Origin of the sequence: Vibrio sp. 10N.261.55.C5 (assembly GCF_041470505.1) — a bacterium.
Taxonomy (GTDB): domain Bacteria; phylum Pseudomonadota; class Gammaproteobacteria; order Enterobacterales; family Vibrionaceae; genus Vibrio; species Vibrio crassostreae_C.
In genome coordinates this window covers 18214-31437 of sequence record NZ_JBFRMS010000008.1, presented here as the reverse complement: position 1 = coordinate 31437, position 13224 = coordinate 18214, and the positions used below count along the sequence as shown (strand labels likewise).

Annotated in this window: 12 protein-coding genes; 8 read left to right on the top strand and 4 right to left on the bottom strand. The window is 44.6% G+C overall.

From position 1 onward, the window contains the following. Positions 1 to 123 precede the first annotated feature (123 nt). Positions 124 to 1134, top strand: coding sequence for a class 1 fructose-bisphosphatase (gene fbp / locus AB4263_RS02230; protein WP_017063728.1), 1011 nt, complete (start codon positions 124 to 126; stop codon positions 1132 to 1134). An 87-nt stretch (positions 1135 to 1221) separates the two neighbouring features. Here the strand turns inward: fbp and AB4263_RS02225 are convergent, their stop codons facing one another. Genes AB4263_RS02225 through AB4263_RS02215 form a run of 3 tightly spaced genes read right to left on the bottom strand, consistent with a single transcriptional unit; the run spans position 1222 to position 7064 of the window. Continuing rightward, complete coding sequence (locus tag AB4263_RS02225; RefSeq protein ID WP_017069403.1) at positions 1222 to 1578, bottom strand: gamma-glutamylcyclotransferase; 357 nt, start codon at positions 1576 to 1578, stop codon at positions 1222 to 1224. An 18-nt stretch (positions 1579 to 1596) separates the two neighbouring features. After that, a complete protein-coding gene (locus AB4263_RS02220) occupies positions 1597 to 5355 on the bottom strand; it encodes a translocation/assembly module TamB domain-containing protein (RefSeq protein WP_372097338.1) in 3759 nt (1252 codons plus the stop codon). Then, the gene (locus AB4263_RS02215) at positions 5352 to 7064 is read right to left on the bottom strand and encodes an autotransporter assembly complex family protein (protein ID WP_017058900.1); all 1713 of its coding nucleotides are present in this window, start codon (positions 7062 to 7064) and stop codon (positions 5352 to 5354) included. The genes AB4263_RS02220 and AB4263_RS02215 overlap by 4 nt, the downstream gene beginning before the upstream one ends. Positions 7065 to 7259: 195 nt before the next feature. Here AB4263_RS02215 and msrA point away from each other — a divergent pair, with 195 nt between their 5' ends. After that, a complete protein-coding gene (gene msrA, locus AB4263_RS02210) occupies positions 7260 to 7889 on the top strand; it encodes a peptide-methionine (S)-S-oxide reductase MsrA (protein ID WP_017058899.1) in 630 nt (209 codons plus the stop codon). 110 nt (positions 7890 to 7999) lie between these two features. Here the strand turns inward: msrA and AB4263_RS02205 are convergent, their stop codons facing one another. After that, the gene (locus AB4263_RS02205) at positions 8000 to 8200 is read right to left on the bottom strand and encodes a DUF1107 family protein (protein WP_017058898.1); all 201 of its coding nucleotides are present in this window, start codon (positions 8198 to 8200) and stop codon (positions 8000 to 8002) included. Positions 8201 to 8453: 253 nt separating this feature from the next. Between AB4263_RS02205 and AB4263_RS02200 the strand changes: the two genes are divergently transcribed. The 6 genes from AB4263_RS02200 to AB4263_RS02175 all read left to right on the top strand — a co-directional run bounded on the left by AB4263_RS02200 (position 8454) and on the right by AB4263_RS02175 (position 12833). Then, positions 8454 to 9005 (top strand): YtfJ family protein, encoded by a 552-nt coding sequence (locus AB4263_RS02200; protein ID WP_017063723.1) that lies wholly within the window; start codon positions 8454 to 8456, stop codon positions 9003 to 9005. A 91-nt stretch (positions 9006 to 9096) separates the two neighbouring features. Further along, positions 9097 to 9387 carry a DUF2607 family protein gene (locus AB4263_RS02195; RefSeq protein WP_017063722.1) on the top strand — a complete coding sequence of 97 codons (291 nt, stop codon included), beginning with the start codon at positions 9097 to 9099 and terminating at the stop codon, positions 9385 to 9387. Positions 9388 to 9427: 40 nt separating this feature from the next. Further along, complete coding sequence (locus AB4263_RS02190) at positions 9428 to 10189, top strand: DUF2796 domain-containing protein (protein ID WP_372097336.1); 762 nt, start codon at positions 9428 to 9430, stop codon at positions 10187 to 10189. 141 nt (positions 10190 to 10330) lie between these two features. Then, entirely contained in the window at positions 10331 to 11047 is a 717-nt protein-coding gene (locus AB4263_RS02185; protein WP_017058894.1) for an ABC transporter ATP-binding protein, read from the top strand. Beyond that, positions 11044 to 12303 carry an FtsX-like permease family protein gene (locus AB4263_RS02180; protein ID WP_017067558.1) on the top strand — a complete coding sequence of 420 codons (1260 nt, stop codon included), beginning with the start codon at positions 11044 to 11046 and terminating at the stop codon, positions 12301 to 12303. The genes AB4263_RS02185 and AB4263_RS02180 overlap by 4 nt, the downstream gene beginning before the upstream one ends. 14 nt (positions 12304 to 12317) lie before the next feature. After that, positions 12318 to 12833: a DUF3299 domain-containing protein gene (locus AB4263_RS02175; protein WP_017058892.1), complete on the top strand. Its 516-nt coding sequence runs from the start codon at positions 12318 to 12320 to the stop codon at positions 12831 to 12833. The last annotated feature ends 391 nt before the right edge of the window (positions 12834 to 13224 follow it).

Here is a 13224-nt window from a genome sequence, read left to right as displayed (position 1 = left end):
ACCATTAAAAAGATCTAACCTTTAGAATTTAGGTAAGCGTCTAGATGAATAAAGCCCACTCAAGAGGCCGAATCTACAGTGCTCAAATCCCCCCTAATATTGAGAGAAGTTTAAGGAAATAACATGTCTGAGATGCGCACCCTTGGTGAGTTCATTGTTGAGAAACAGAGTGACTTCCCCCATGCAAGCGGTGATCTATCATCCCTTTTGTCGTCTATTCGACTTGCTGCAAAAATTGTTAACCGTGAGATCAACAAGGCTGGCCTAGTCGACATCACTGGCGCTGTTGGTACAGACAACGTGCAAGGTGAAGAGCAGCAAAAGCTAGACCTTTACGCGAACGACAAATTTAAAGCGGCTCTAGAAGCCCGTGACCAAGTTTGTGGTGTTGCAAGTGAAGAAGAAGACGAAGCTGTCGCCTTCAATAAAGAGCTCAACAAAAACGCAAAATACGTTGTACTGATGGATCCACTAGATGGCTCATCAAACATCGATGTAAATGTATCGGTTGGTACAATTTTCTCTATCTACCGTCGAGTATCACCGATCGGTACACCACCAACACAAGAAGATTTCTTACAGCCAGGACACAAGCAAGTAGCCGCGGGTTACGTGATTTACGGTTCTTCAACCATGCTTGTATACACAACAGGTGCTGGCGTAAATGGCTTCACCTACGACCCATCACTGGGTACCTTCTGCCTATCTCATGAAAACATGATGATTCCAGACGAAGGTAAGATTTACTCAATCAACGAAGGTAATTACATCCGCTTCCCTACGGGTGTTAAGAAGTACATCAAGTACTGCCAAGAAAATGAGCCAAGCGACAACCGCCCTTACACATCACGTTACATCGGTTCTCTAGTATCAGATTTCCACCGTAACCTTTTGAAAGGCGGCATCTACTTGTACCCAAGCACGCAAAGTCACCCTCAAGGTAAACTGCGTCTGCTTTACGAGTGCAACCCTATTGCTTTCCTTATGGAGCAAGCTGGCGGTATTGCATCAGACGGTGCACAGCGTATCATGGATATCAAACCAACTGAGCTACACCAACGTGTGCCTTTCTTCGTTGGTTCAACAAAAATGGTACGTAAAGTAGAAGAGTTTCTTGAGCTGAACCCTGAGTAACCCTCTCATTTCATTCTCAAACTAACGCTATTAAAAAGCCAGCACCTCAGTGCTGGCTTTTTGTTGTCTCGTAAGGTGATTAACTAGTTAGGAATCATTGTTCCGCTGACACCAGTTACCCGAGAGTATTTCTTTATTAGCTGTTAGATCAAGCTGATACAAATATACCCATGCTAATCCAAATATAGTCTCTATTTGCTCGCGACGATACTCAACAGGAACATCTTCTAGCCGATCGAGCGACTCTAAAATTTCGTCGTTAATGATATAGACCTCACCAGCGACACTTTTCTTTCCCAAAATCATCGCCGGATAGGCACCTAAATCAAAAAGTGCGTATTCCTTAGGTGTATCAAACTGCCCTAATAAATCGCAGCCCTGCAAATAATGGTGATTGGACTGACCTTGCCTCAAGGTTCCATAGACAAAAACAAGATGCTGCATATGCCCTCCCATACGGCTCTACTCGAACTCAAATTGATAGAGAAGATCCACAGCACTGTCTAGGCCAGAAACAGCTTCAACATAGAGATCCTGCATCAATCTATAACGAACGGTAAACTCACCTAACGAGTTAAAGATACCCACACCATACTTCACCTGTAAGCCAGGCAGGATGTAACCACTTACCGTCACTTGAGAGTCATCGCCAGAGCCTGCAGTATCCAGTTGCAAGTCCTTTACACCAAAGGCTTCACCGATTTCACCAACAACCTTACCACTCTTCGCTAAACTCAAACCGATTAAAGTCGTTGTCATCGAACCGCTCGACTCACCGTCGATATCTTGGCCACGCAAAATATAAGACAGTGCGTTCGCTTGTGGCATCGCTGGGTCAGAATAAATCTCGATGGTAGGCTCTGTCGCAGGGCCAGTCACTCGAATACCAGCGGTCACGTCATCCTGAGTATTATCAGGATTACGAATTGCGTTGATGGCTACGTATGGCTGATCCGGTGGTCCATTCATTAGGATCTTACCCTCTTCGATCAAGAGGTCTTGCCCGAATGATTGATAAGTACCATCGACGATGTTCACTTCACCTGTAATAAATGGACCTTGGTCTTTTTGAGCCACGTTGAGCTTACCGACCAAATCACCTTCAAGACCGAAGGCAGACAGTTTAAAGTCATCACCAATGGAGATATTAATATTCGTCATCACATTGAATGGAATCGTATCTTCGTTTTCTGGCTCTAGATCTTTATTCAAAATAACCTGATCAGAAGAGACGCCAACCGCTGACGGTGGTAAATCTTCAACAACAATTCGTCCCCATGGTAATGCAATATCACCGGTGATTTTCGCCAGATCTGGTGTGACATCAATAGTCATATCAGGTACGACCTTCACCTTAACCATCGGTGGGATATCAACCATCAACTCATCAGCGAAAACTCTAACGTTCGAATGCCATGCTTTAAGATCTTGCCAATCTCCGGTTCCCTCAATATCAAGGTGACCATCAGGTGTTTCGACATTCGCATCCAGTTTTGCACTATAACCATCAAAGTCGAGGTCGATGCGGCCATCTTTCACATCAACAGGCGTAACATCGCCTTTGACTTGAATACCATCAACAGAGAATTGACCAAAGACTTGAGGGTGCATCAGAGAGCCTTTAACTTGAAGATCACTCTCAAGGTCGGCTTTCAATAAGCTGTATTCACCTAGAATTGGTTGCAAGAAATCAAGATGGAACGTGGTCAGCTTAATTGCCGCATCGACCATTTTGTCTTCGGCAAGAATATCCGGTAACGACACCGTACCAGACAGGTCACCATTGTCGGAAACATCCAGCTTAAAATCGGCATCCAATTTGTTATCTTTCAGCTGGGCATTCAATGCAATACTTTCCCAACCCAGTGTAATTAGCTCACCAACTTGTTGAACAACCTGACCTTTCGGCATATCAACACTTACCGTAACCTCAGGTTCACCTTGTTCAGACCACTTAGCATGAGCGGTCGCATTGACTAAGCCCTGCAATTGCGTCTCTTTAGGCACAAAGGCTTTAATCTGCTCGAAATCGAATTGATTGATGGCCACCTTGGCCTCACCCGATTTACCGACACGAACGTCTTCATCCAAACACACACTCGAACCAGATTGCTTCCAACAGTGCGCTTGAACATCGGCAAACTGTTTATCGACATCCGCCTTTATCGCGACAGGTTGATCTAATACCCAAGGACCTTGCTGAGTGGTTATTTTGACGCGGTCTAACGACCCATCCCATATAATAGAAGGCTTTTGAATCAACTCTCCAGAGATGGCCAAACTTGTCGACACGATGTCGGATATCACATCAAGTGTCACTGTGTGTTTCTTCTCACCACCACTCACCGTGAGATCAATACTTTCCACGTTTTGATCTTGATAGGTTAGGTTGTTAGCTTTGAGTACAAGATCGGCTTGGGCTTCAGGTAATGGCAGAGGAACCAAAGAGCCATTAAGCGACAAGGATTCTAGTGTTGCTTCGTTATTCCAATCGACCTTATCAACATTTAAAGCAAGATCGACTTCAGGCTCTTTCGTTGGGCCACTAAGTTGGATGCTACCGATCACTCTACCTTTCAGCTCAGAACTACTTTTTGCAAGCTCAGGGAAGAAGATCTCAACGCCCATGTCCCACTGCTTATCAAGTTGCCCCTGTGCCTTAATCGAGTTAACACCATGAGCCAAACTCAAACCGCTGGTTTTCAGCTTTGGTTCACCGTTCGCGCTGCGATCCGACGCTGACAACTGACCTTCGATATCGAGAGGATATTCTCGTAAGATCCCTTCAATATCCAGTTTAGGCAATTCAATCGCCCAGCCGCCCGCTTCCGTCAACTCACCCGAGGTGACGATGCTTCCGCTAATGTTACCCTCGGCTTCTGGCCATTGCAGGCCCGGCTGAATGTCTTTAAGTGTCACGTCAGCTTGCCAGTTAACGAGACTCTTCCAGTTCGCTTTGACCACACCATTTAGTTCTCCACCCAAGGTATTCAGTTTCAAACGTTCAAGTTCAATTTGTTCCGTGGTGCCTTTGCCTTGCAGGTCTATTGTTAAGGCCGGAATTTCCTTACCATCCGCTTCGCCTTTGAGCTGCACATTAAAACCATCTAATGAGCCATCGGCTTTGAATTTCTCAATTGCAGCTTGGTAGTCACTTTTACCAGTAAGAGGCCATTGCGCTTTACCTCCCTCCAAAAGAAGGTCAAATGGCAGAGTTGGCTCTAAGGGTTGAATATCCCCAGACAGTTTTGCCTCAATCAATTCAGAAAACTGAGACTCTAGGCTTAATTTGGCCACGCTACCTTGTGCTTTCAGAGACAACTTCTGACCAGCAAGGTCGGTTTCTTTCACTAACGCATCCAAAGAAAGTTCTAGCGGGTAACCGCCCTTGAGCTCAACCTTCGTGGTTAGATTGGCGCTTGCTTGTGGCATATCGAGTTCGAGAGTTGAAACATCAACCGTGTGTTTGCCCGCGCGAGCTTCTAGCCCAAGGTGGTTAACAACGATTGGTATTTCTTGTTCTAAGGTGAAACGGTTGAGGTCAAAACGCTCCAACACAACCTGCAGAGGAATCCAGACTTCCGGCAATTCGATAGCCGTTTTAACGGCAGCTTTTGGCTCAACCTTTTCTGCTTGCGGTTCTTCTGTCGACTCAGCGAGTTTAACCTTAAGATCATTGAATAAGGTTGGCGATACAGTTAGCTTTTCGCCCTGCATACTCAAAGCCGTAGAGAACAAGCTCCATTCAATTTCATGCCCTAAGATATTCAACTTGATATCAGACAAAGCGATACGGTTGATTACGATTGGCAACGGTGTTTTTACCGATGTTACGGGCGGAGTAGGTTCTGTTTCTTCTGTAGAGGCCGGAGGCAGTTCAGTAAATGCGAAGTCCAATCCTTGAATCGCTAAACGATCGACACACAACTTAGGGTCGAGCAGACAGCGAGGATTAATCGCCAAGTTCAGCTTTTGAACTTTGGTGTCTATATGCAGGCTGTCATCTTTAAACTGAACATTATTAAGCGTAAAGCTCGGGAACAGAGCCCCTTTAGTGCTTTCCACTTTAAGCTGTGGCAACGCTTTTTCAGCGCCCCACAACACAGTGTTCAACCCTGGATTGGTGAACAAAACAAAACCTAGCAAGGCTATCAACAACAGCAAAATAGACGTCAATGAGATCGACGTCCACTTGATGCACTTGCCCATCACTTTGATCATAATTCTGGCCCTAAACTAAAGTGTAACTGGAACTCATCACCTTTTGCTGCATCTAGACCCCAAGCAAAATCTAAGCTCACAGGGCCGACGGGCGACGCCCAACGAACCCCGACGCCGGTACCATGTTTCCATTCAGGTTTATCATTGAAGGCATCACCAATGTCGTAGAATGCTGCGCCCCACCAGTTTCCAACCAAGCGGTATTGGTATTCAAACGAGCTGGTTGCAATGAATTTGGCACCCGTTAGTGCGCCACTTTCATCTCGAGGAGAGATCGACTCATAACCATAACCACGAATGCTATTGTCACCACCAGCAAAGAATCTTAGGGAGGGAGATAGCTTATCAAACTCGTCGGCAAAGTTGCCGCCAAATTGAAGTCGAGTTAAGCCTCGGTGATTGTCGCCAATGCTTCGAATCCAAGCGGTTTGACCTTGAAAACGAACAACCTTAGTTTCAGATAACAAGGTATCATCACCCGCTTCAACCATAATGGTTTGTTTATCGCCCCACATCGGCATCGAACCGCCTCGCGTTCGAGTGCGTGAGAAAGAGATACCCGGCAGCACAAATTGCGCTAAATCATCCTGCAAACCTTGCTCATAGTTTTCGACCAAGTATCGAATGAAGACCGTGCGTTGCCAACCGTTATCCAGTCGCCAATATCTTTCTAGCGCTAAGTTTGACTCCAAACTCTTGGTATCACGATTATCCAAGTTTTTCATACCGTACTTAACTTGATAGTAGTCGTTCAGCACGTCATCCAGAGGGATTTTATAGGTAGCGGTAATCGTCTGTTCAGGTTTAGAAATCGACAGGCTGCTATTGAAGCTATGGCCTTGTTCATTAACCCAAGGTTTTTTCCACTTCAGAGTGCCTTTTACGCCAAGGTCGGTGGATACACCGATACCCGTTTCGATTTGGTTACGAGCTTGCGGAGCAAGGCTAACCTTCATCGGGATCTCTCGGCCTTCGCCTAACTGGCTTAAATCTGGTTCAACAAATACCGAGGAGAACCAATCCGTATTGGACAGGTTTTGGTTGTACTCACCGACTTTGGTGATTGAGTAAGGTTCGCCATCCTCAAATGGTTTAAGTGACTGCACCTTATCTTCTTCTATCTGGCTACCAGTAACCTGAGTAGTACCAAAGTGATAGCGGATACCACTGTTATAATGAAGACGAACATAAGCGCGGTTCAATTCAGGAGCGACTTCTAGCTTACTAAGATCATAAGCACCATCGAAGTAGCCTTTCGCTAAGCCAAGGTTGCGGATCGACGATTTCAAAGAGTCATAATTACCATGATTCAGAGTCGAACCTTTAGACAAGCTACTCTTCGCTATCAAGGCTAAAAAGTCTGGGTCATCCTTGGCTTCACCAGTTAGAACGATATCTGAAGTATAAATAACAACAGGCTCTCCCGGCTCAACCGTAACGGTCATTTCGGTATCATCTTCGGAGTGAGTAAATGTGATTTTAAGGTGGTAGTAGCCTAACGCATTCAGGGCTTCTTTAATCATAGATTCCAAGCGGGATTGGAATCTTAGTGAAACCGAATACTCTTCTTCAGGGATCGCACTCAGATAAGCATCAACATTATCCTCAAGCGCTCCATCTAGCCCTTTGATTTCAAGGGAAACGTCAGCGAAAGCGAGCGTCGATGACAATAGAGTGCCAATCAGAACTGGTAAAGTTTTTCTTATCATGTTTAATTGGTGAAGAAGTTATCAATACGTTAATAAGTGAAAAGAAATAATACCGCTAAATAGGCATTGAGTCTGTAATAAATCCTGGAATAACACGGTCTAATTTAAAGACTTATTCAATATTGACCAACAGTTAATATGAACCCACGTTAAATAAAAGCCAGCGCGGTAAACGTATGCGAAAAGGAATATAACATGCTAAACAAACAACAACTGGTTTCTGCAGCAACCGCACTACCGGGAAATGCTGACCCAATTCGAATCACTGAGCGCCATTTCGTCAATCAAACCGACCTGCTCGATGCACCCACGGGCTCTCAACAAGAAGTCCTGTTTGGTATGGGGTGCTTCTGGGGAGCTGAGCGTTTGTTTTGGCAATTGGATGGCGTTATTTCAACATCCGTTGGTTACGCTGGCGGATACACAGTTAATCCCACTTATGAACAAGTATGTACTGGGCAAACCGGCCATACCGAGGTCGTTCGTGTCATATTTGATAGTGAACAAACCTCTCTAGCTCGAATACTTGAAACCTTTTGGGAGCGTCATGACCCAACTCAAGGGATGCGCCAAGGCAACGATTTAGGGACTCAGTACCGTTCTGCGATTTACACCTTCAGTGAAGAACAACAATCTATCGCTGAGCACTCTAAACGTGAATATCAACGAGCAATGACTGAATCTTTAGGCAACGAGATCACGACGGAAGTTCTGCCTGCTGGAAAATATTTTTTCGCAGAAACCTACCACCAGCAATACCTAGCTAAAAATCCGAATGGGTATTGCGGGTTGGGTGGAACAGGTGTGTGCTTCCCTCCACAATAAAGTGCCGTTCGACATACCATCGTGAACGACACGCATTAAAAAAGGGCTTCCATCAGGAAGCCCTTTTCATTGTTAATCTATTCGGTGCAAGACAAATCGATAAAGCTCAGTTACACCGGCAACGCTGCAATGGTGCCGTTAACTTCTTTAAAAATAGTGAGCTTTTGTTTGTCTGAAACTTCAGGAAGTAGCACCTTGCCTTGGTCGAAGCGAAACTCTCCAACACCTTCAATAGCAAATTGGCCTTTGAACAGGACTTTAACGAAACGCGCCACCTGACGTGGACGGTAAGTAGAAAATTTTCTTAACATAATACAACCTCAATTCCATTTGAGTACTACAGTCACATACCTGAACAGCGTCGCTGTTCAAAGCACATTTAATCGCTAATTCCTTTAGCAAACAGCAAGATAATCTATTGTTCATCTTGATATTGATGCATTATACCTTTTGGTAACAAGCCTGCAACTTCTTTCTACGTCGTACGATAAAAAAGTTAAAGAGGCATTTTTCAAATTTCATATTATACTTCCTGTGCAAACCAATAAGCGGAACAAAAATATAATGAAAAACAAAACTCTACTGGCTTTTCTAGCCGCAGCCTCTCCACTCTTCGCCAATGCTCACAACCTATCAGTAGGCGCTACCCTGCCTGCCGTCGATGTGAGTAACTATGGTGAGATTGTTCTAAACGACGGAAATACTGGATATCAAGCTTGGGCAACCAATGATCTTCTAGGTAAAGTTCGCGTCGTTCAAGCTATCGCTGGCCGCAGCAGCTCTAAAGAGCTCAACGCACCACTGATGGCAGCCATTACCGCATCGAAATTCTCAGAAGACAGCTACCAAACCACCACTATCATCAACCAAGATGATGCGATTTGGGGTACTGGGTCTTTTGTTAAGTCCTCTGCCGAAAGCAGCAAAGAAGAATTTCCATGGTCTTCTATGGTCCTAGATGAAGACGGCGCCGTTGCGTCAACATGGGCTCTAAAAGAAGAAAGCTCAGCGATTATCGTTCAAGACAAGCAAGGTAAAATCTTGTTTGTAAAAGAAGGTGCATTAAACGAATCAGAAGTCACTCAAGTCATTGAGTTGATTAAAGCGAGCCTTTAATAAGATATTCGCGTCTTTTTCGAGACCTAACCAAAGGATATTGTTATATTATAACAGTATCCTTTTTTTAATTCTGTGGTTAATCATCCTGATGTGGCAAAACACACCCAACAATGTGAAACGCAAAACAGGCTTCTTGCTTGGGCTTATGCTCATGTTAAGCGTGTTAGCCGCAACACACATTGTGGATATCGCACCAGAGCACCACACTTCACACCATTGTGAGCTGTTTTCGCTTAATCAGTTCATCACAGCGCACTCACTACCACAGATTCCAGAGTTCCATTCGGAATTTACTGTCGCTATTACAGAGTCAGTAACTTCACTACAGCGGCTATATTTCGCTTATTTGGCACGCTCACCTCCTGTAAATATCGCTTAATTACCACTACTTTTTAATTAACCTTTATTCAGGAAAAAACATGAAACCTACTTTTTTAGCCGTTGTTATCGGCATGACTGTCTCTACAAATGCTCTAGCTAACGAAGAATTCCGCTCTCATGATGCACACGTACATGGCCAAGTTGAAGTAAACATCGCGCAAGATGGGCAAGAATTGCTTGTTGAAGTAACAGCTCCAGGCGCAGATGTGGTTGGGTTTGAACATGCTCCAAAAACTGCAGAACAGAAGAAAGTGTTTGAACAGGCTATCGCACAATTAAACAAGCCAGAAGAGCTGTTTAGTTTTAACAATGCGAGTTGTACTCTGAAGTTCAAGTCAGTAGCAAACACCTTAGAAGGCGGTCATGACGACCATGAAGGCCATGACCATGCGGAACACGGTTATGGCGACCACAAAGACCATGATCACGCTGAACACGATCATGACGACCACAAAGACCATGACCACGCTGAACACGATCATGATGACCACAAAGACCATGACCACGCTGAACACGATCATGATGACCACAAAGACCATGACCACGCTGAGCACGATCATGATGACCACGAAGGTCACGACCACCACGATCATGAAGGCCACGATCACTCAGAAGGTGGCCACGGTGAGTTCACTGTTGAGTACCACTATGAATGTTCAGATGTTGCTAAGCTAGACACAGTTAGCACTCAGTGGTTCTCTAAGTTCAGCAACACTGAAAAAATGACGGTGAACCTACTAACAGACACAGCTCAAGTACAAGAAGTGCTTAACGCAGAGCGTATTAGTTTCCGATTCTAATCACTCCTAGATCGGATTAAACGTAAAATAAACAGCCAAGTAAGTCATCGCTTACTTGGCTGTTCAAATCGGTGTGTTCCTGGGAATTTATGTTTCAAATTACTGTCCAGTAGATACACCGCTTTAATTATTGGAGCTAGCATGTCTTCTGACAGTTCATCACTTGTGGTCAAACTCGAAAATATCAGCTTTCGTTGGAAGCCTGAATTACCACCAACGCTAGAGATCCCCTCTCTTCACATCCAAGCCCAAGAGCACCTTTTTATTAAAGGGCCAAGTGGTTGTGGAAAATCAACTTTGTTAGGGCTACTGACCGGAATCAACCAAGCTGAGCAAGGAGAAGTCTCTATCCTTGATCAAGACCTCACTCAGCTTACACCTCGTCAAAGAGATAAATTCAGAGCCGATCATATTGGTTATATTTTCCAACAATTTAACCTGCTTCCTTATCTATCAGTTATCGATAACGTGACGCTTCCTTGCCAGTTTTCACAGATTCGTAAACAGCAAGTCGCTGAAAGCCAGAAAAGCTTACAAGAGACGGCTCGAGAGTTGTTACTCCGATTAAAGCTACCTCAAGCTTTAATGGACAAGCCCGTTACCGAGTTGAGCATCGGTCAACAACAACGTGTTGCTGCCGCTCGTGCTTTGATCGGCCAACCCAAAATCATTATTGCCGACGAGCCAACCTCGGCTTTGGATCATGACAACCGAGAAGCTTTTATCGAACTGTTGTTAGAACAAGCCAACCAGGCAGGTTCTACTCTTATCTTTGTTAGCCATGATCCAACACTAGAAAAGTTGTTCACTCGAACCATAGATTTAAAAACCGTTAACCAAGCTAAGGTTGTCGTATGAAAGTAATTACTCACTTAGCCTTAAAAAGCGTACTCAACCGTAAAGCCACAGCCATTCTAACTATTCTCACTGTGGCTGTATCCGTCATTCTATTACTCGGTGTGGAACGTGTAAGAACCGAAGCTAAGAGCAGCTTCGCCAATACGATTTCAGGTACTGACCTTATCGTCGGTGGCCGCTCTGGTCAGGTAAACCTGCTGCTTTATTCCGTATTTAGAATCGGTAATGCGACCAACAACATCGACTGGAAAAGCTATGAAGAATTTAGCCAGCACAACGCAGTAAAGTGGGCGATACCAATATCATTGGGCGATTCACACAAAGGCTTCCGTGTGATGGGTACAAATCATAGTTACTTTGAAAACTATCGCTATGGAAGTAAGCAATTACTTACTTTCCAACAAGGTAAAGAGTTTAATCAGCTATTTGACGTAGTGATTGGTGCCGACGTCGCGAAGAAGCTAGATTACAAAATAGGTGATCAAATCATTCTTGCGCACGGTATCAGTGATGTTGCGTTTAGCCGTCACGATAATCTGCCCTTCAAGATTGTGGGAATACTCGCGCCAACAGGAACACCAGTAGACAAAACCGTACACGTATCGCTAGAGGCAATCGAAGCAATTCATGTTGGCTGGGAATCAGGTGCCAACCTCGGGCACACACCGAATGCTGAAGCGCTAAAGCAACGTGACTTCCAACCGAAGCAGATTACCGCGATGATGGTTGGCCTTAAATCGAAGATCCAAACCTTCGCACTGCAACGAGAAATCAATAACTACCGCCAAGAACCTTTAAGCGCCATTATGCCGGGCATTGCGCTTCACGAATTGTGGGGAATGATGGCTGTAGCAGAACAAGCACTACTGATTGTTTCAGGGTTTGTTGTCGTCGCCGGTTTATTGGGCATGCTCAGTAGCCTACTCACTAGCTTGCAAGAAAGGCGCCGAGAGATGGCCATCCTACGTGCGATGGGCGCAAGACCTCGTCATGTGTTTGGTTTACTGATCAGTGAAGCCAGTGCGCTAACCTTCCTTGGCATTACATTAGGTGTTGCAGTATTGTTTGCGCTGATCGCAGTGGTTGCTCCTATTGTGCAACAAAGTTATGGTATCAACATATCGATATCCGCAATCACACCGCATGAGTGGAAACTGCTTATGCTGGTACAAGTTGCTGGAATCATTATCGGCTTTATTCCCGCTTTCAGGGCTTACCGCCAGTCATTGTCTGATGGCATGACGATTCGAATCTAAAATAGGAACCTACGATGCAACGCAAATTCCTACTGATACTTGGGCTACTTCTGTTCCCATTTATCAGTACAGCTCACGCTGAAACCACTCAGAATGACGAATCGGTATTAACACTTGAATGGATTGATTTGATTCCAGAATCAGAACGTGCTCAGCTAGATTCATTTGGTATGCCGATGGTTGACCACAATAGTATGGACAAACCTCAACAATCGACACTTGGTGCTGTTCGCCCAGAGCTGAATGGCAGCACAGTGAAGATTCCTGGCTTTGTGATTCCATTGGAAGGTGATGAGAATATGATCACTGAGTTTCTGCTGGTACCGTACTTTGGCGCATGTATCCACGTGCCACCGCCGCCACCGAACCAAATCATCTACGTGAAGTTCCCGAAAGGTGCACCAATACAGCAGTTATGGGATGTGATCTATTTGGTCGGAACGCTGAAAACTGAGTCAATCAGCCATGACTTAGCGCAAACCGGTTATCTTATTGAAGGTACTGCGATTGAAGAGTATGACGACATGTAGTCATTAGAAGGGTGGCTCAAGGATGAGCTGCCGTCACTGAACGAGTGTGATCATTCAATAACAGTTTAATAACGATAATTTTCTTCTGAATTACGCGATGTAATTAGATAAGTAAGCTAGAACAGCGACATAAATCGCGAGTAATAACCCTATACTAAGCTGTTTCTTCAGCTTGTTATCATTGACTTGATTCATAACTCCCCCTTGAGAATTACAACAAATTTAACATTTTATTATCATTAACAAAAGTAAAATTTTGTTGAAACCTTCAACTATGCTCGCAAAATCTAGCCACCAATAAGATAAAGAGTTACATTTTAGACAGTTATACCAATCACAATAAGTAAGTGTTCAGAAATAGCGTAGGAAAAAGCCTTGAGAACAAGGCGGA

Bases quoted from the DNA above. Each gene is read 5' to 3' on its own strand.
- AB4263_RS02195 (WP_017063722.1), top strand. From the start codon at position 9,097: ATGTGGCAAAACACACCCAACAATGTGAAACGCAAAACAGGCTTCTTG.
- AB4263_RS02220 (WP_372097338.1), bottom strand. From the start codon at position 5,355: ATGATCAAAGTGATGGGCAAGTGCATCAAGTGGACGTCGATCTCATTG.
- msrA (WP_017058899.1), top strand. From the start codon at position 7,260: ATGCTAAACAAACAACAACTGGTTTCTGCAGCAACCGCACTACCGGGA.
- AB4263_RS02185 (WP_017058894.1), top strand. From the start codon at position 10,331: ATGTCTTCTGACAGTTCATCACTTGTGGTCAAACTCGAAAATATCAGC.
- AB4263_RS02225 (WP_017069403.1), bottom strand. From the start codon at position 1,578: ATGCAGCATCTTGTTTTTGTCTATGGAACCTTGAGGCAAGGTCAGTCC.
- AB4263_RS02180 (WP_017067558.1), top strand. From the start codon at position 11,044: ATGAAAGTAATTACTCACTTAGCCTTAAAAAGCGTACTCAACCGTAAA.
- AB4263_RS02175 (WP_017058892.1), top strand. From the start codon at position 12,318: ATGCAACGCAAATTCCTACTGATACTTGGGCTACTTCTGTTCCCATTT.
- AB4263_RS02200 (WP_017063723.1), top strand. From the start codon at position 8,454: ATGAAAAACAAAACTCTACTGGCTTTTCTAGCCGCAGCCTCTCCACTC.
- AB4263_RS02205 (WP_017058898.1), bottom strand. From the start codon at position 8,200: ATGTTAAGAAAATTTTCTACTTACCGTCCACGTCAGGTGGCGCGTTTC.
- fbp (WP_017063728.1), top strand. From the start codon at position 124: ATGTCTGAGATGCGCACCCTTGGTGAGTTCATTGTTGAGAAACAGAGT.
- AB4263_RS02190 (WP_372097336.1), top strand. From the start codon at position 9,428: ATGAAACCTACTTTTTTAGCCGTTGTTATCGGCATGACTGTCTCTACA.
- AB4263_RS02215 (WP_017058900.1), bottom strand. From the start codon at position 7,064: ATGATAAGAAAAACTTTACCAGTTCTGATTGGCACTCTATTGTCATCG.